A 17,976-nucleotide genomic window follows, 5' to 3' on the forward strand; every position below is an offset into this window, starting at 1 on the left:
GCGAGGAAGGCACTCCGCCGTGGCGAAGGCGACCGATGTCCGGCCGAAGATCACTTTGGCGTGTGTGGAGTGCAAGGAGCGCAACTACATCACGCGCAAGAACCGCCGTAACGACCCGGACCGCATCGAGCTGAAGAAGTTCTGCCCCCGGGACGGCAAGCACACCGTCCACCGCGAGACCCGCTGACGCCGGGCCGGCACCGCCGGCCCCGCAGCAGCATCCCGTACGCCGATCCGCACGGGTCGACGGCCTGAGCAGGCCGCCCGACCGCGCGGATCGGCGTTCGTGTTTCCGTGTAGGTTCGCGGCATGTCCCTGGACGCGTCCTTCGTCGGCCGGACCTATCCGCCGACCGCCCCCTACCTGGTGGGCCGAGAAAAGATCCGCGAGTTCGCCACCGCCGTCGGCGCGACCGACCCGGCGCACCACGACCCGGAGGCGGCCCGGGCGCTCGGCCACCCCGACGTGGTCGCGCCGCCGACCTTCCCGGTGATCATCACTATGGCGGCCAACCAACAGATCGTCGATGACCCGGCGTTGGGCGTCGACTACAGCCGGGTGGTCCACGGCGACCAGCGCTTCGCGTACACCCGGCCGGTGGCGGCCGGCGACGAGCTGGTCTGCGTCAGCGTCATCGAGGACGTGACCAACCGGGGCGGGCACGGTTTCCTGACCACCCGCACGGACGTGAGCACCGTGGCCGGTGAGCCGGTGGTCGCGGTCTGGTCCAAGATCGTCGTACGCGGGGAGGCGTGAGCATGGAACTGCCCGTCCAGACGTTCCGGGTGACCCGGGCGGACCTGGTCCGCTACGCCGGCGCCTCGGGGGACTTCAACCCGATCCACTGGAGCGACCGGACCGCCACCGGCGTGGGTCTGCCCGGGGTCATCGCCCACGGCATGTTCACCATGGCCCTGGTCGGTCGCGCGGTCGCCGGCTGGGCCGGCGCGCCGGACGCGGTGGTCGACTTCGGCGTCCGCTTCACCCGGCCGGTGGTCGTGCCGGACACCGACGAGGGCACCGAGATCGAGGTCGCCGCCGTGGTCAAGGAGGTCACCGAGGCGGGCCTGACCAGGCTCGACATCACCGCCACCTGTCGGGGCGAGAAGGTGCTGTCGCAGGCCCGGGCACTGATCCGGACGACGGGCTGAGAACCGGTCCGACGCGCTGGGGGTGGACCGGTTGGGAAAGTCGCACGACTACCCGTACACTGGTCCGCCGTGGGGCAAGTGACCCCCGCTCGGCACAACGTGTCCGGGTGGAGGTGAGTTGCCGCACAGGGGTGTAGCTCAATTGGCAGAGCAGCGGTCTCCAAAACCGCAGGCTGCAGGTTCAAGTCCTGTCACCCCTGCGCCTCAGGCCTGACCGTTCCCGTGGGTCGCGCCGCCTCGTTGGCGGCGTCCGGCCCGTGGTGGTGGCACCGGTGGGGTGGTTCCGAGGCGTTCGGGGCCCTCCCGTCCGGTCCGCCGGCCGCGGCCCGTCGCGGGACGGTTGGTCCGGCCGGCGTGACCAACACGCCGCGCACGCCGCCCGGCGTGCGACCCCATACCCGCACGGAGGGCGAAGTGGCCGAGAAGAAGCGGCGCGGCGAGGACGACGGCGACGAGCGTCTGAACGACGACGCGACCGTCGACGGCGTAGCCGACGACGACGTGGCCGACGACGCCGCCGACGCGGACGAGCCGGTCTCCCGGGGCGGCACCGCGACCCGCAAGCGGGCCCACGCCGAGCCCGCCGAGGGCCGGAAGACCCGCAAGGACACCGAGCGGATCGGGCTGTTCGCCCGCATCGCGCGGTTCTTCCGCGAGGTCGTGGCCGAACTGCGTAAGGTCATCTGGCCGACCCGCAAGGAGCTGTTGACCTACACGGCCGTGGTGGTCACCTTCGTGGCGGTGATGCTGGCGATCGTGGCCGGCCTGGACTACGGCTTCGCCAAGGCGGTGCTGTGGGTCTTCGGCAACCCCAGCTGACCTGCGCACGGTAATACTGACGGAAGTGAGCAAGCGTGCCTGAGTACGACGAGACCGCCGAGACCCCGGACGAGCAGTCCGCGGTGGCGACGGCGGCCAACAACGAGTCGGTCGAGGCCGCCAGCGAGCCGGAGTTCCCGACCACCGAGCCGGCGCCGGAGGAAGACTTCGACCCGGTCGCCGAGCTGCGCCAGAAGCTGCGCTACGCGCCCGGCGACTGGTACGTGGTGCACTCGTACGCCGGCTACGAGAACAAGGTCAAGACCAACCTCGAGACCCGGATCACGTCCCTCGACATGGAGGACTACATCTACCAGGTCGAGGTGCCGACCCGGGAAGAGGTCGAGGTCAAGAACGGCAAGCGGTCGCAGGTCCAGGCGAAGGTCTTCCCGGGCTACATCCTGGTCCGGATGGAGCTGACCGCCGAGTCCTACTCCTGCGTCCGGAACACCCCGGGGGTCACCGGCTTCGTCGGGGCCACCGACCGGGCCGACCGGCCGGCGCCGCTGAGCCTCGACGAGGTGCTCAAGTGGCTCGCCCCGGCGGTCGAGACCGAGCAGAAGAAGGCCAAGCCCGAGATCAAGGTCCTCGACTTCGAGGTCGGCGACTCGGTCACCGTCACCGACGGCGCGTTCGCGTCGCTGCCGGCGACGATCAGCGAGATCAACGCCGACCAGCAGAAGCTCAAGGTGCTGGTGTCGATCTTCGGTCGGGAGACCCCGGTCGAGCTGAACTTCAACCAGGTCGCCAAGATCTGACGGACGTCCGCACCGGCGGTCGGCCTTTCCGGGCCGGCCGCCGGTGCGCCGTTCCACCGGCCCGCCGACCTCGGCGGAAAACCCGGTAGAGGTTTGCGCTACCCTTGAACGTCGGCCGTCCGCACCGCGCTGACCGTGCGCGCCCGCGGGCGGCGGAGAATCCCAGTTTCAAGCCCCAGGAAGAGACATGCCTCCGAAGAAGAAGCTCGTCAAGACGTTCACGCTTCAGCTGCCGGCGGGCCAGGCCACCCCGGCGCCGCCGGTCGGCCCCGCGCTCGGCCAGCACGGCGTGAACATCATGGAGTTCTGCAAGTCCTACAACGCGCAGACCGAGTCCCAGCGTGGCGACGTCGTCCCCGCCGAGATCAGCGTCTACGAGGACCGCACCTTCACCTTCGTGCTGAAGACCCCGCCCGCCGCCCGGCTGCTGATCAAGGCCGCCGGCGTGCAGAAGGGCTCGGGCGTCCCGCACAAGGAGAAGGTCGGCTCGGTGACCCGCGCCCAGCTGCGCGAGATCGCGGAGAAGAAGATGGCGGACCTCAACGCCAACGACATCGAGCAGGCCGAGAAGATCATCGCCGGCACCGCCCGGTCGATGGGCCTGACCGTCGCCGACTGATCTCGTCGCACCCCGCTCCACCCGATCCGTTCGTGGGAGGGCCGCGAGTCCCGCGCGCCCGCCAGAGACCACAGGAGTCACCAGAAATGCAGCGCAGCAAGAGCTACCGCAAGGCCGCCGAGGTCATCGACCGGTCGAAGCTCTACGCCCCCGCCGAGGCCGTCAAGCTGGCCAAGGAGAACACCAACGTCAAGTTCGACGCCACGGTCGAGGTCGCGATGCGCCTCGGCGTCGACCCCCGCAAGGCGGACCAGATGGTCCGCGGCACGGTCAACCTGCCGCACGGCACCGGTAAGACCGCCCGCGTGATCGTCTTCGCCGCCGGCGCGAAGGCCGAGGAGGCCGCCGCCGCGGGTGCGGACGAGGTGGGCACCGACGAGCTGGTCGCCCGCATCCAGGGTGGTTGGCTGGACTTCGACGCGGCGATCGCCACGCCGGACCAGATGGCCAAGATCGGCCGGATCGCGCGGATCCTGGGCCCGCGCGGTCTGATGCCGAACCCGAAGACCGGCACCGTGACCATGGACGTCACCAAGGCCGTCGCGGACATCAAGGGCGGCAAGATCACCTTCCGGGTGGACAAGCACTCCAACCTGCACCTGATCATCGGCAAGGCCTCCTTCTCGGAGAGCCAGCTGATCGACAACTACGCCGCGGTGCTGGACGAGGTGCTCCGCGCCAAGCCGTCCGCGGCCAAGGGCACGTACCTCAAGAAGGTCACGCTGGCCACCACCATGGGCCCGGGTGTCCCGGTCGACCCGAAGGTGGTCAAGAACCTGCAGGAGGGCTCGGCCGAGGGCTGAGCACGTTCTTCCCGACGGGGCCCCGCCACCACCAGGTGGCGGGGCCCCGTCCGTCTGTCCGTTGTGGCAGGCTCGGCGCATGCGGCTCGACGGCGTCTGGCTCCGCTACCACCGGCACGGCCCGTGGGTGCTGCGACAGGTCGACGCGACAATCGGTCCGGGCGAGGTCGCGGTCGTGCTCGGCCGCAACGGCGCCGGCAAGTCCACGCTGCTCCAGCTCGCCGCCGGGGTGCTGCGGCCGAGCCGAGGCCGGGTGGTCGACCGGCCGGCGACCGTCGGCTGGGTGCCGGAGCGCTTCCCCGCCGACCAGCCGTTCACCGTCGGGGATTATCTGGCCGCCATGGGCCGCGTCGCCGGCCTGCCCGGTGCCGCCGCCGACCGGGCGGTGCGGCACTGGGTGGAGCGGCTGGGCCTGACCCGCTTCTCCGACGTGCGCCTGCCGCAGCTCTCCAAGGGCACCGCGCAGAAGGTCGGCCTGGCGCAGGCGCTGCTGCGCCCGCCCGGCCTGCTGGTGCTCGACGAGCCCTGGGAGGGCCTCGACGCGGCGGCCCGCGAGCTGGTCCCCGAGATGATCGGCGAGGTGCTGGCCGGCGGCGGCGCGGTGCTGGTCAGCGACCACCGGGGCGAGACGGTCCGGCTGCCCGGCGCCCGGCGGTGGTCGGTCACCGAGGGCACGCTGACCGAGGCGGCGTCGCCCGGGGGCTCGGCCGTCGCGGTGGTCGAGCTGGCGGTGCCGGCCGCGGGGCTTGCCGCCGCCGTCGCCCGCCTGCGCGCCGACGGCCACCAGATCCTTCGGGTACGCGAACCTGCCGTCCCGCCCACCGCCGAGTCACCGGCACCGGCTCTGCCCGGCCCGTCGGGCGTCGAGGTCGTCGCCGGCTCGTCGGCACCGGACCATGCCGGCCCCGGCCCGTCGGGCGTCGAGGTCGTCGCCGGCTCGTCGGCACCGGACCGCGCCGGCCCCGGCCCGTCGGTGGTCGAGGCTGTCGCCGGGTCGCCGGGACCCGACCTGCCAGGCATCGAGCGCGCCGCCGGTGCGGGGACGTCGGAGGTGACCCGGTGATCGCCCTGGTCCGGCTGCGGCTGGCCGGCTTCGTGCGTACCGGACGGGCGCTCGCGCCGGTGCTCGCCGGCCTGCTCGTCCTGGGCATCCTCTACGGCGGCGGTGGCGGGGCCCGACCGGCGGAGGTCTACGGCGTCTCCGCGGTGGTGATCTTCCCGGTGCTGGCCTGGCAGACCAAGATCCTGCTGAACGTCGAGCCCGACGTGCAGCGCCGGTTGGCCCGGGTGGTGGTCGGGCCGGCCCGGGAACGGGCGGCGGGCCTGCTCGCGGCGCTCGTGGCCGGGCTCGCCGTGGTGGTGGTCGCGCTGGCGATGCCGTGGCCGCTGGGCGCGGTGTCGCCGGTGGGCGGGCCGGCGGGTCGGCCGGCTCTCGTCGGGGTGGCGCTCGGCATCTGGGCGCACCTGCTCGCGCTGCCGGCGGCGGTGGCCATCGGCGCGCTGGCCAGCCGGGCGATCACCCGCACCGCCGGTTACGGGGTGGCCGTGCTGGCGGTCGGCGTGGTCGGGGTGGTGGTGTGCGGGTTGTCCGACTCGGTGGTGCCGTGGCTGGTCCCACCGGTGATGGCGACCGCGCGGGCGGTCAGCGCGCCGATCTCGCCCGGCACCGGGCTGCTGCTCACCGGCTGGGCGGCGCTGTGGGTGGCGGTGGCGCTGGCCGGCTACGCCTGGGGGCGGCGCACCCGGGCCTGACCGGCGGGGTGACCGGGCCCACCCGGCGGCGATTTGGCGCTCCGACGCACGTCGCGTAACCTGAAGCGGTAGTTCCACCCAAAGACCGCTGGTCACCGTGCCCCGGCACGGTCGAAGGTCCCGCGACGACGGGCGACCCGCGCAGGGCGGCAAGCGAAACTCGGTGTGTCAGGCACGGTCCGCCGACTGTGCTCCATGATCCCGGCCCTCGCCCCGTGCGCCCCGCGCCGGGGCTTTTTCGTTGTCGTGGTGCCTCCGCCGCCGTCGCGATCCCGATCGCCGGCGTGCCAGCTCCGAGTAACGAGAGAGGAGGGACATGGCGGACAAGCCGATCCGGGCCGACAAGGCCACGGCCGTCGCCGAGCTGACCGAGAGCTTCCGCACCTCGGGAGCCACCGTGCTCACCGAGTACCGCGGGCTCACGGTCTCGCAGCTCACCCAGCTGCGGCGCACGCTCGGCAAGGAGACCAGCTACACGGTCGCGAAGAACACGCTGGCCAAGCGTGCCGCGTCCGATGCGGGCATCTCCGGCCTCGACGAGCTGTTCACCGGTCCTACCGCGCTGACTTTCGTTTCGGGCGACGTCGTCGAGGCGGCGAAGGGGCTTCGCGACTTCGCGAAGGCCAACCCGAAGCTCGTCATCAAGGGCGGTGTCTTCGAGGGCAGGGCCATTTCCGCGGCCGAGGTCACGAAGCTCGCCGACCTGGAGTCCCGTGAGGTGCTGCTGGCCAAGCTGGCCGGCGCCATGAAGGGCAACCTGAGCAAGGCCGCGGCCCTGTTCCAGGCTCCGCTCTCCAAGGCCGCCCGCGCGGCGGCCGCCCTGGCGGACAAGAAGCGCGAGCAGGAGGGCGCCGAGGCGGCCTGAGGCCGCACGGCGCACCACATTCTTAGTTTCCACTTGCAGAAAGGACGCCAGACATGGCGAAGCTCAGCACCGACGAGCTGCTCGACGCGTTCAAGGAGATGACGCTGATCGAGCTCTCCGAGTTCGTGAAGCAGTTCGAGGAGACCTTCGAGGTCACCGCCGCCGCTCCGGTCGCGGTTGCCGCGGCCGGCGGTGCCGGTGGCGCTGCCGCCGCCCCGGCCGAGGAGGAGAAGGACGAGTTCGACGTCATCCTCGACGCCGACGGTGGCAAGAAGATCCAGGTCATCAAGGTCGTGCGTGAGCTGACCGGCCTGGGCCTCAAGGAGGCCAAGGACCTGGTCGAGGCCGCTCCGAAGGCCGTCCTGGAGAAGGCCAACAAGGAGACCGCCGAGAAGGCCAAGGCCAAGCTCGAGGGTGAGGGCGCCAAGGTCACCCTCAAGTGACCTTGTGCTGACCTGACGCGCGTCCGGCTCACGTGAGCCGGGGCACACCGTGTCGCAGCGGGCGGTGATCCGGGAAACCGGGTCACCGCCCGCTGTCGTGGTGTCACCCGCTGGAAGCGCCGTGAGCAGGGCGTACAGGTTCCTCGTACCGGCCTTTCAGCAGGGCGGAGCCGGTAGCCCGTCGGTGGGAAAGACACTCTGAGCGGTAACCGGCCCTTGACGCGGCACCTGCCGGCAGGCACGCTGGCATCAGCAAGACCTTCCGCGCTTGCAACGGCCGCCACTCGGGTAAGGCCAACGGCAGCACCACCGCCGCGGCTCCCGAGCGGACCGGCAGGAGCGTCGCGTTCCGAGCGGCCCGGTGAACCCGGTTTTTCCGGGGTCCCAGGGCTTGTTCCGCGACGACCTGCGGGGTGGGCTGGACAGCGGTTAGCCTCTCGGCTACACTGCTAGTTTGCGCTGCCTTCCGACTTGACCCCTGCTCGGAAATGTCCGATTGCGGATATTTCTGGTGGGGTCATTGGAGTGCACGCGTACCAGCCGTTCTGCAGCACCGGTCCTCGGAAGGACGCATCTTGGCAGCTTCCCGCCCTGCGAAGACCAGTCGTACGTCGAGCGCTTTCGCACCCCGCCGAGTTTCATTCGGCCGGATCACCGAACACCTCGAGGTCCCCAACCTCCTCGCCATTCAGAACGAGTCCTTCGACTGGCTCGTCGGCAACGAGGCTTGGCAGGGCCGGTCGGCGGACGACCCGCACGCACGCTCGGGTCTCGCGGAGATCCTCGACGAGATCAGTCCCATTGAGGACTTCTCCGGCACCATGTCGCTCTCCTTCTCCGCTCCGCGCTTCGACGAGGTCAAGGCCTCGATCGAGGAGTGCAAGGAGAAGGACCTGACCTACTGCGCGCCACTGTTCGTGACCGCGGAGTTCACCAACAACACCACCGGCGAGATCAAGAGCCAGACGGTGTTCATGGGTGACTTCCCGATGATGACGCCGAAGGGCACCTTCATCATCAACGGCACCGAGCGCGTCGTGGTCAGCCAGCTCGTCCGCTCGCCGGGCGTCTACTTCGACAAGCAGCCGGACAAGACCTCCGACCGCGACCTCTCCAGCGTCAAGGTCATCCCGAGCCGGGGTGCCTGGCTGGAGTTCGACATCGACAAGCGCGACACGGTCGGCGTACGCATCGACCGCAAGCGTCGGCAGGCCGTCACCGTCCTGCTCAAGGCCATCGGGTGGTCCGCGGAGCGCATCCGCGAGAAGTTCGGCTGGTCCGAGCTCATGATGACCACGCTCGAGAAGGACCACATCGCCGGCCAGGACGAGGCGCTGCTCGACATCTACCGGAAGCTCCGCCCTGGCGAGCCGCCGACCCGTGAGAACGCCCAGACCCTGCTCGACAACCTCTTCTTCAACCCGAAGCGGTACGACGTCGCCAAGGTCGGGCGCTACAAGTTCAACAAGAAGCTCGAAGTCGACGTGCCGATGAACACCGGCACGCTGACCGAGGACGACATCGTCGCCACCGTGGAGTACCTCTGCCGGCTGCACGCCGGTGAGGACGGCTACGAGGCCGACGACATCGACCACTTCGGCAACCGTCGCCTGCGTACCGTGGGCGAGCTGATCCAGAACCAGGTCCGGGTGGGTCTCTCCCGGATGGAGCGGGTCGTCCGCGAGCGGATGACCACCCAGGACGTCGAGGCGATCACGCCGCAGACCCTGATCAACATCCGCCCGGTGGTGGCGGCGATCAAGGAGTTCTTCGGCACGTCGCAGCTGTCCCAGTTCATGGACCAGACCAACCCGCTGGCGGGTCTGACCCACCGGCGCCGGCTGAGCGCGCTCGGCCCGGGTGGTCTGTCCCGTGAGCGGGCCGGCTTCGAGGTCCGGGACGTGCACCCGTCCCACTACGGCCGGATGTGCCCGATCGAGACGCCGGAAGGCCCGAACATCGGCCTGATCGGCGCGCTGTCCACGTTCGCCCGGGTCAACCCGTTCGGCTTCATCGAGACGCCGTACCGGAAGGTCATCGACGGTCGGGTCACCGACCAGATCGACTACCTGACCGCGGACGAGGAGGACCGGTTCGTCAAGGCGCAGGCCAACGCCCCGCTGCGGGCGGACGGCACGTTCGCCGAGGACCGGGTGCTGTGCCGCCGTAAGGGTGGCGAGACCGAGGACGTGGTCCCCAGCGCCGTCGACTACATGGACGTCTCGCCGCGGCAGATGACCTCGGTCGCCACCGCGATGATCCCGTTCCTGGAGCACGACGACGCCAACCGCGCGCTCATGGGCGCGAACATGCAGCGTCAGGCGGTGCCGCTGGTCAAGGCCGAGGCCCCGCTGGTCGGCACCGGCATGGAGTACCGCGCGGCCGTGGACGCCGGCGACGTGGTCGTCGCCGAGGTCGGCGGTGTGGTCGAGGACCTGTGCGCGGACTACATCACCGTCCACCAGGACGACGGCCACCGCCGGACGTACCTGCTGCACAAGTTCCGCCGCTCCAACGCCGGCTCCTGCGTCAACCAGAAGCCGGTCGTCTTCGAGGGCGACCGCGTCGAGGCCGGCCAGGTCATCGCCGACGGTCCGTGCACCGACGAGGGCGAGATGGCGCTCGGGCGCAACCTGCTCGTGGCGTTCATGTGCTGGGAGGGCCACAACTACGAGGACGCGATCATCCTGTCGCAGCGCCTCGTGCAGCAGGACGTCCTCACCTCGATCCACATCGAGGAGCACGAGGTCGACGCCCGGGACACCAAGCTCGGCCCGGAGGAGATCACCCGCGACATCCCGAACGTCAGCGAGGAGATGCTCGCCGACCTCGACGAGCGCGGCATCATCCGGATCGGCGCCGAGGTCGTCCCCGGCGACATCCTGGTCGGCAAGGTCACGCCGAAGGGCGAGACCGAGCTGACCCCGGAGGAGCGGCTGCTCCGCGCGATCTTCGGGGAGAAGGCGCGTGAGGTCCGGGACACCTCGCTGAAGGTGCCGCACGGCGAGACCGGCACGGTCATCGGCGTGCGTACCTTCTCCCGCGAGGACGGCGACGAGCTGCCCCCGGGCGTGAACGAGCTGGTCCGGGTCTACGTGGCCCAGAAGCGCAAGATCCAGGACGGTGACAAGCTCGCGGGCCGCCACGGCAACAAGGGCGTCATCTCCAAGATCCTGCCGGTCGAGGACATGCCGTTCCTGGAGGACGGCACCCCGGTCGACATCGTGCTGAACCCGCTCGGTGTGCCCTCCCGGATGAACATCGGCCAGGTTCTGGAAACCCACCTCGGGTGGGTGGCCAAGACCGGCTGGAGTGTGGAGGGCGACGACGAGGAGTGGAAGCGCCAGCTCAAGTCGATCAACGCGCACGAGTCCGAGCCGGACACCAACGTGGCCACCCCGGTCTTCGACGGTGCCCGCGAGGAGGAGATCTCCGGCCTGCTGGCGTCGACCCTGCCCAACCGGGACGGCAACCAGATGATCGGGCGCACCGGCAAGGCGCACCTGTTCGACGGTCGTTCCGGCGAGCCGTTGCCCGACCCGATCGCGGTCGGCTACGTCTACATCCTGAAGCTCAACCACCTGGTCGACGACAAGATCCACGCCCGGTCGACCGGCCCGTACTCGATGATCACGCAGCAGCCGCTGGGTGGTAAGGCGCAGTTCGGTGGCCAGCGTTTCGGTGAGATGGAGTGCTGGGCCATGCAGGCGTACGGCGCTGCCTACGCCCTGCAGGAGCTGCTGACCATCAAGTCCGACGACGTCCTCGGCCGGGTCAAGGTCTACGAGGCGATCGTCAAGGGCGAGAACATCCCCGAGCCGGGCATCCCGGAGTCGTTCAAGGTGCTGCTCAAGGAGCTGCAGTCGCTGTGCCTCAACGTCGAGGTGCTGTCCAGCGACGGTGTGGCCCTGGAGATGCGCGAGACCGACGACGAGGTGTTCCGGGCCGCGGAGGAGCTGGGCATCGACCTGTCCCGGCGCGAGCCGAGCTCGGTCGAAGAGGTCTGAGGCGTGATTCGGGGGCCGGCTCGCCGGCCCCCGATCCCGCCCGTTAGCTAGCAGTACAGACGACGACATAGGGGACACAGTGCTCGACGTCAACTTCTTCGACGAGCTGCGCATTGGTCTCGCCACCGCCGACGACATCCGTCAGTGGTCCCACGGCGAGGTCAAGAAGCCCGAGACCATCAACTACCGCACCCTCAAGCCGGAGAAGGACGGGCTCTTCTGCGAGAAGATCTTCGGTCCGCAGCGGGACTGGGAGTGCTACTGCGGTAAGTACAAGCGGGTCCGCTTCAAGGGCATCATCTGTGAGCGCTGCGGCGTCGAGGTGACCCGCTCCAAGGTTCGCCGGGAGCGGATGGGTCACATCGAGCTGGCCGCTCCGGTGACCCACATCTGGTACTTCAAGGGCGTGCCGAGCCGGCTGGGCTACCTGCTGGACCTCGCCCCGAAGGACCTCGAAAAGATCATCTACTTCGCCTCGTACGTCGTGACGAGCGTGGACGCCGAGTCGCGTCACCGTGACCTCTCGACCATCGAGAACGAGATCCTGGCCGAGAAGCGGCAGTCGGAGAACAGCCGCGACTCGGAGATCGAGAAGCGGGCCGCCAAGCTGGAGGCCGACCTGGCCGAGCTGGAGGCCGAGGGCGCGAAGGCGGACGTCCGGCGCAAGGTCAAGGAGGGCGGAGAGCGCGAGATGCGCCAGATCCGCGACCGGGCCCAGCGCGAGATCGACCGCCTCGACGAGGTCCTCGACACCTTCCGCAAGCTGGAGCCGAAGCAGCTCGTCACCGACGAGCTGCTCTACCGCGAGCTGCGCGACCGCTTCGGTGAGTACTTCACCGGCAGCATGGGCGCCGAGGCCATCAAGGCGCTGGTCCAGAACATGGACCTCACCGCCGAGGCCGAGAACCTCCGCGAGACGATCCGCTCCGGCAAGGGCCAGCGGAAGATCCGGGCGCTCAAGCGGCTGAAGGTCGTCGCGGCGTTCCAGAACACCCGCAACTCCCCGCTGGGCATGGTGCTGGACTGCGTCCCGGTCATCCCGCCGGACCTGCGCCCGATGGTGCAGCTCGACGGTGGCCGCTTCGCGACCTCCGACCTGAACGACCTCTACCGCCGGGTGATCAACCGGAACAACCGCCTCAAGCGACTGATCGACCTCGGCGCGCCCGAGATCATCGTCAACAACGAGAAGCGGATGCTCCAGGAGGCCGTCGACGCGCTGTTCGACAACGGCCGTCGTGGTCGTCCGGTGACCGGCCCGGGTAACCGGCCGCTGAAGTCGCTCTCCGACATGCTCAAGGGCAAGCAGGGCCGGTTCCGCCAGAACCTGCTGGGCAAGCGCGTCGACTACTCCGGCCGTTCGGTCATCGTGGTCGGCCCGAAGCTCAAGCTGCACCAGTGCGGCCTGCCCAAGCAGATGGCGCTGGAGCTGTTCAAGCCGTTCGTGATGAAGCGGCTGGTCGACCTCAACCACGCGCAGAACATCAAGTCCGCCAAGCGGATGGTCGAGCGGCAGCGGCCGGTCGTGTGGGACGTGCTGGAAGAGGTCATCGGCGAGCACCCGGTGCTGCTGAACCGCGCACCGACCCTGCACCGCCTGGGCATCCAGGCCTTCGAGCCGCAGCTGGTCGAGGGCAAGGCCATCCAGATCCACCCGCTGGTCTGCACCGCGTTCAACGCCGACTTCGACGGTGACCAGATGGCGGTCCACGTGCCGCTGTCCGCCGAGGCCCAGGCCGAGGCGCGGATCCTGATGCTGTCGTCGAACAACATCCTCAAGCCGGCCGACGGCAAGCCCGTCACCATGCCCACCCAGGACATGGTGATCGGCCTCTACCACCTCACCCACCTCACTCCGGGTGGCACGGGCGAGGGCCGGGCGTTCAGCTCGGACGCCGAGGCGCGGATGGCGTACGACAACGGCGAGCTGCACCTGCAGACCCCGGTCAAGATCCGGCTGCACGACGTGGTCGGGGTCGACAACGGCGCCGGCGCCGAGCCGTGGACCGCGCCCGAGGGCTGGGTCGAGGGTCAGCCGGTGACGGTGGAGACCACGCTGGGCCGGGTCCTGTTCAACGAGACGCTGCCCCCGGGCTACCGCTTCGTGAACTACGAGATCCGCAAGGGCCAGCTCTCCGCGATCGTCAACGACCTCGCCGAGCGCTTCCCGAAGGTGGCCCTGGCGGCCACCCTGGACGGGCTCAAGGAGGCCGGTTTCCACTGGGCCACCTGGTCCGGCGTCACCATCGGCATGGAGGACGTCATCGCTCCGCCGCGCAAGCGGGAGATCCTGGAGCGGTACGAGAAGGAAGCCGACCGGATCGACAAGCAGTACCAGCGTGGTCTGATGACCGCCGAGGAGCGCCGCGGCGAGCTGATCGAGATCTGGACCAAGGCGACCAACGAGGTCGCCAAGGAGATGGACACCGCGCTGCCGCAGGAGAACCCGCTGTGGAAGATGATCAACTCGGGTGCCCGCGGTAACCTGCTCCAGCTCCGGCAGATCGCGGCGATCCGTGGTCTGGTGGCCAACCCCAAGGGTGAGATCATCCCGCGGCCGATCAAGGCCTCGTACCGGGAGGGTCTGTCCGTGCTGGAGTACTTCATCTCCACGCACGGTGCCCGTAAGGGCCTCGCGGACACCGCCCTGCGTACCGCCGACTCGGGTTACCTGACCCGGCGTCTGGTGGACGTCTCGCAGGACGTCATCATCCGCGAGGAGGACTGCGGCACCGACCGGGCCATCCCGATGCAGATCGGCGAGCGGGCCGACGGCAAGCTGGTCGTGCACGAGCACGCCGAGACCAGCGTGCACGCCCGGACGCTGGCCGACGACATCAAGGGGCCGGACGGCACCGTGGTGGCCCACCGCGGCCAGGACATCAACTCCATCGGCGTCGACGCGATCGTCGCCGCCGGGGTGGAGACGGTGCGGGTGCGCAGCGTGCTCACCTGCGAGTCGAAGCTGGGCGTCTGCGGTGCGTGCTACGGCCGCTCGCTGCCGACCGGCAAGACCGTGGACGTCGGCGAGGCGGTCGGCATCATCGCCGCCCAGTCGATCGGTGAGCCGGGTACGCAGCTGACGATGCGTACCTTCCACACCGGTGGTGTCGCGGGTGAGGACATCACCCAGGGTCTGCCCCGTGTCCAGGAGATCTTCGAGGCCCGGGTGCCGAAGGGCAAGGCGCCCATCGCCGACACCCCGGGCCGCATCCGGATCGAGGACGGCGAGCGGTCCCGCAAGATCGTGGTCATCCCGGACGACGGCAGCGACGAGATCGTCTACGACAAGATCTCGAAGCGGGTCCGGCTCCGGGCGCACGACGGCGACCACGTCGAGGTCGGCGAGAAGCTCACCGAGGGCACCATCGACCCGCACGAGCTGCTGCGCATCCTCGGCCCGCGCGCGGTCCAGGTCCACCTGACCCAGGAGGTCCAGGAGGTCTACCGCTCGCAGGGTGTGCTCATCCACGACAAGCACATCGAGATCATCATCCGCCAGATGCTCAAGCGGGTGACGGTCATCGACTCCGGCTCGACCGAGTTCCTGCCGGGCGTGCTGGTCGACCGGGCGCTGTTCGAGTCGGAGAACCGCCGGCTCGTCGGCGAGGGTGGCGAGCCCGCCGCCGGTCGTCCGGTGCTGATGGGTATCACCAAGGCCTCGCTGGCCACGGATTCCTGGCTGTCGGCGGCCTCCTTCCAGGAGACCACCCGGGTGCTGACGGACGCGGCGATCCACGCCCGCAGCGACTCGCTGATCGGCCTCAAGGAGAACGTGATCATCGGTAAGCTCATCCCGGCCGGTACCGGCATCAGCAAGTACCGCAACGTCCGGGTCGAGCCGACCGAGGAGGCGAAGGCCAAGGTCTACTCGATGACCGGCTACCCGGAGACCGACTACGGCTTCGGGCCGGCCAGCGGCCAGGCGGTGCCGCTGGACGACTTCGACTTCGGGTCGTACCGCTAATCGCACGCACGACGACGGCCCCCGGCGTACCCCGCCGGGGGCCGTCGTCGCGTCCGGGGGCCGACCGGTCCCGGTCGCGGCGTCCCCGGAGGCATGATGGAGGGCATGACGACCGTGCCCGCGCAGGTGCCCCTCGCGCCGCAGGCGTACCGCCACCCGCACGACCCGGAGCCGGTCCGCTCCACGAAGGCCCGCGCCGTCTTCGCTCTCGGGCTGATCGGCGCGCTGACCGGCTTCTTCGTCGGCGGGGTGGTGCCGTCGACCATCGCGCTCACCCTGGCCCGGCAGGCCCGCCGGGAGGCGTACGCGTCGGGGGGTTACCTGACCGGCGCCGACTGGCTGCGGCGCGGTGAGCGGCTGGCCCGGATCGGCCTGGTGCTGACCGCCGTGGTGGTGGTGGCCGCGGTGGTGATCGGGGTGGTCCGGCACGCCGACACCTCGTTCGGGCACGACTTCGCCCCGAACTTCGACTGACCCGGCGGGGGAGCGGCCCGCGCCCGCCCACCCGCTCGTGACCCGCGGCGGTAGCCTGGCCGGTGTCCGCCGCGTGGCGGGTGAGCCAGGTGACAGGAGGACCCCGTGACGGAACCGGCCGCGCCGGGAGGCGACCCGATCCGCCCCGGTCCCGCGCCGGACGCCGCCGCGTCGCCGGGCCCCGACCCGGTCAGTCCGTGGGCCGCGCCGTCCCACCTTCCGCCGCACTCCACCCCGCCGTCGGCCCCGGCCCCGGCCGCGCCACCGCACCCGGCCGCGCCGCACTCCGCGCCGCCCGGTCCCTGGCCGCCGGCGGGACCGTATCCGTCGGGCGGGCACGGCCCGGCGTCCGCGCCGCCCCACCATGCGGGGCAGCCCGGGCCGGGGTCGGCGCATCCCGGACCGTTCGGGCACGGTCCGGCGTACCGGTCGGGGCAGCACGGGTACGGCGCTCCGGGCGCGTACCCGGGGAACGGGCCCGGCCACGGCGGCGGGTGGGGGGCACCGGCGCTCCCGCCGCCCCCGCGCGAGGCGCCCCGGCCGCCGAAGCGGGTCGACGCGGTGCCGGGCACCCCGTTCGGGGTGGTGCACCTGGACGTGCCGCCGGTCACCTCCGGGCTGGCGATCGGCTCGCTGGTCACCGGCGTCGCCTCGATCCTGGTGTCGCTGCTGGTCCTCTGCTTCGGCATCGCCGGCCCGGACTACGGCGGCGCGTGGGCGGCGGGCGCCTTCACGGTGCTCGGCGCGTTGGCCGGGGTCGGGGCGATAGTGGCCTGGCTGCTCGCCCGTCGGCAGATCCGGCGGCCGGCGCCGCCGCCGGCGGTCCGGTTCACCGGTGGCGGCCTGGCCGTGGCGGGGCTGAGCTGTGGCGCGGTGGGGCTCCTGTTGAGCGTGCTCGGGCTCGGGATCGCCCTGGTGGTGCAGATCACGTGACGGCTGGCCGGTCGCTGACCGGTTGAGGCGAGGATGTCCGGGTCTCGGGCGCTCATCCGGTGTCGGGGCCGCCGGGCCGTACGCCGGACGAGCCGGTACACTTGTGACCGTAGGTGCCTGTCGGGGGCGTACCGGTGACCCGGAAGCCGACCGGTGGGGCTGCGGCGCAGTCCTCCCGAGTCGATCCGTTTTGACCGGCGCGGCTGTGGTAGGTACTCTTTCCCCTTGCGCCCGGGCTCGCCCGGGCAATGCGTGCGTGCGCTGGAGCCGCTCAGTCGGTGATCGTGTGGTCGCACCACCAAGACCAAAATCCGGTACGACGCGTCAGCGGCCGACACCGGAACCGTGACTCGGGCGACACGCCCGACCGCGGGTGCTGGGGTCGCGTCAGGTGGCCCCGGCTGGAATGTAGGAGAGCCGTCCATCAGGCCGGCTAGAGCAGACGGCGCGGTCGCCTCGCAGCGGCCGAAGGGAGCGGAGAAACCCGGTGCCCACCATTCAGCAGCTGGTCCGAAAGGGCCGACAGGCCAAGACGACCAAGACCAAGACCCCTGCGCTCAAGGGTTCTCCCCAGCGGCGCGGTGTGTGCACCCGCGTGTACACCACCACCCCGAAGAAGCCGAACTCGGCGCTGCGCAAGGTCGCTCGTGTCAAGCTCAGCAGCCAGATCGAGGTGACCGCCTACATCCCGGGCGTCGGCCACAACCTCCAGGAGCACTCGATCGTGCTCGTGCGTGGCGGCCGTGTGAAGGACCTCCCCGGCGTGCGGTACAAGATCGTTCGCGGCTCGCTGGACACCCAGGGTGTCCGCAACCGCAAGCAGGCTCGCAGCCGCTACGGCGCGAAGAAGGAGAAGAGCTGACATGCCGCGTAAGGGACCCGCTCCGCGGAAGCCGCTGGTCGCTGACCCGGTGTACAACTCGCCCCTGGTCACCCAGCTGGTGAACAAGATCCTGCTGCGCGGCAAGCGTCAGCTCGCCGAGCGCATCGTGTACGCCGCCCTGGAGGGCTGCCGCGAGAAGTCCGGCACCGACCCCGTCGTCACGCTCAAGCGTGCGATGGACAACGTGAAGCCGACCCTCGAGGTGCGCAGCCGTCGTGTCGGTGGCGCCACCTACCAGGTTCCGGTCGAGGTGCGGCCGGCCCGCGCGACCACGCTGGGTCTGCGCTGGCTGGTGACCTACTCCCGGGCCCGGCGCGAGAAGACCATGATCGAGCGGCTGATGAACGAGCTGCTGGACGCGAGCAACGGCCTCGGCGCCGCCGTCAAGCGGCGTGAGGACACGCACAAGATGGCGGAGTCCAACAAGGCCTTCGCGCACTACCGCTGGTAACACCTGAGGTTCCGGCGCCCACCAGGCGCCGGAACCGCCACCAGTTGTGTC

The 17,976-nt window shown here is 70.3% G+C and carries 17 protein-coding genes and 1 tRNA gene; all 18 read left to right on the plus strand.

What is annotated here, in order from left to right:
* Positions 1–19 precede the first annotated feature (19 nt).
* The 18 genes from rpmG to rpsG all read left to right on the plus strand — a co-directional run bounded on the left by rpmG (position 20) and on the right by rpsG (position 17,925).
* Complete coding sequence (gene rpmG / locus VKK44_RS01475; protein ID WP_013288652.1) at positions 20–187, plus strand: 50S ribosomal protein L33; 168 nt, start codon at positions 20–22, stop codon at positions 185–187.
* A gap of 122 nt (positions 188–309) precedes the next feature.
* A complete protein-coding gene (locus VKK44_RS01480; protein WP_343445044.1) occupies positions 310–756 on the plus strand; it encodes a MaoC family dehydratase N-terminal domain-containing protein in 447 nt (148 codons plus the stop codon).
* Positions 757–758: 2 nt separating this feature from the next.
* Complete coding sequence (locus VKK44_RS01485) at positions 759–1,151, plus strand: MaoC family dehydratase (protein ID WP_343445046.1); 393 nt, start codon at positions 759–761, stop codon at positions 1,149–1,151.
* A gap of 127 nt (positions 1,152–1,278) precedes the next feature.
* A tRNA-Trp gene (locus VKK44_RS01490) sits at positions 1,279–1,351 on the plus strand.
* Positions 1,352–1,565: 214 nt separating this feature from the next.
* Entirely contained in the window at positions 1,566–1,970 is a 405-nt protein-coding gene (gene secE / locus VKK44_RS01495) for a preprotein translocase subunit SecE (protein ID WP_091065734.1), read from the plus strand.
* Between the two features lie 35 nt (positions 1,971–2,005).
* Positions 2,006–2,728: a transcription termination/antitermination protein NusG gene (nusG, locus tag VKK44_RS01500; protein ID WP_343445047.1), complete on the plus strand. Its 723-nt coding sequence runs from the start codon at positions 2,006–2,008 to the stop codon at positions 2,726–2,728.
* Positions 2,729–2,915: 187 nt separating this feature from the next.
* Entirely contained in the window at positions 2,916–3,347 is a 432-nt protein-coding gene (gene rplK / locus VKK44_RS01505) for a 50S ribosomal protein L11 (RefSeq protein WP_107157429.1), read from the plus strand.
* Positions 3,348–3,433: 86 nt separating this feature from the next.
* Positions 3,434–4,150 (plus strand): 50S ribosomal protein L1, encoded by a 717-nt coding sequence (rplA, locus tag VKK44_RS01510; protein ID WP_343445049.1) that lies wholly within the window; start codon positions 3,434–3,436, stop codon positions 4,148–4,150.
* A gap of 79 nt (positions 4,151–4,229) precedes the next feature.
* Positions 4,230–5,213: an ABC transporter ATP-binding protein gene (locus VKK44_RS01515; protein ID WP_343445050.1), complete on the plus strand. Its 984-nt coding sequence runs from the start codon at positions 4,230–4,232 to the stop codon at positions 5,211–5,213.
* On the plus strand, positions 5,210–5,902 hold the full coding sequence (locus VKK44_RS01520; protein ID WP_343445051.1) for a hypothetical protein: 693 nt from the start codon (positions 5,210–5,212) through the stop codon (positions 5,900–5,902). The genes VKK44_RS01515 and VKK44_RS01520 overlap by 4 nt, the downstream gene beginning before the upstream one ends.
* 316 nt (positions 5,903–6,218) lie before the next feature.
* Positions 6,219–6,767, plus strand: coding sequence for a 50S ribosomal protein L10 (rplJ, locus tag VKK44_RS01525; RefSeq protein ID WP_343445052.1), 549 nt, complete (start codon positions 6,219–6,221; stop codon positions 6,765–6,767).
* A 53-nt stretch (positions 6,768–6,820) separates the two neighbouring features.
* Entirely contained in the window at positions 6,821–7,210 is a 390-nt protein-coding gene (rplL, locus tag VKK44_RS01530; RefSeq protein ID WP_089155263.1) for a 50S ribosomal protein L7/L12, read from the plus strand.
* Between the two features lie 575 nt (positions 7,211–7,785).
* Entirely contained in the window at positions 7,786–11,217 is a 3,432-nt protein-coding gene (gene rpoB / locus VKK44_RS01535) for a DNA-directed RNA polymerase subunit beta (protein WP_343445053.1), read from the plus strand.
* Between the two features lie 79 nt (positions 11,218–11,296).
* Complete coding sequence (locus tag VKK44_RS01540; RefSeq protein ID WP_343445054.1) at positions 11,297–15,184, plus strand: DNA-directed RNA polymerase subunit beta'; 3,888 nt, start codon at positions 11,297–11,299, stop codon at positions 15,182–15,184.
* Between the two features lie 105 nt (positions 15,185–15,289).
* Positions 15,290–15,658, plus strand: a complete 369-nt coding sequence (locus VKK44_RS01545) for a hypothetical protein (protein ID WP_343445056.1) — start codon at positions 15,290–15,292, stop codon at positions 15,656–15,658.
* Positions 15,659–16,219: 561 nt separating this feature from the next.
* Positions 16,220–16,591, plus strand: coding sequence for a hypothetical protein (locus VKK44_RS01550; RefSeq protein ID WP_343447624.1), 372 nt, complete (start codon positions 16,220–16,222; stop codon positions 16,589–16,591).
* Positions 16,592–17,078: 487 nt separating this feature from the next.
* Positions 17,079–17,453, plus strand: a complete 375-nt coding sequence (gene rpsL, locus VKK44_RS01555) for a 30S ribosomal protein S12 (RefSeq protein WP_007465318.1) — start codon at positions 17,079–17,081, stop codon at positions 17,451–17,453.
* A gap of 1 nt (position 17,454) precedes the next feature.
* Entirely contained in the window at positions 17,455–17,925 is a 471-nt protein-coding gene (gene rpsG, locus VKK44_RS01560; protein ID WP_077938296.1) for a 30S ribosomal protein S7, read from the plus strand.
* Positions 17,926–17,976 lie beyond the last annotated feature (51 nt).

This window comes from Micromonospora sp. DSM 45708, from assembly GCF_039566955.1.
Lineage (GTDB): Bacteria > Actinomycetota > Actinomycetes > Mycobacteriales > Micromonosporaceae > Micromonospora.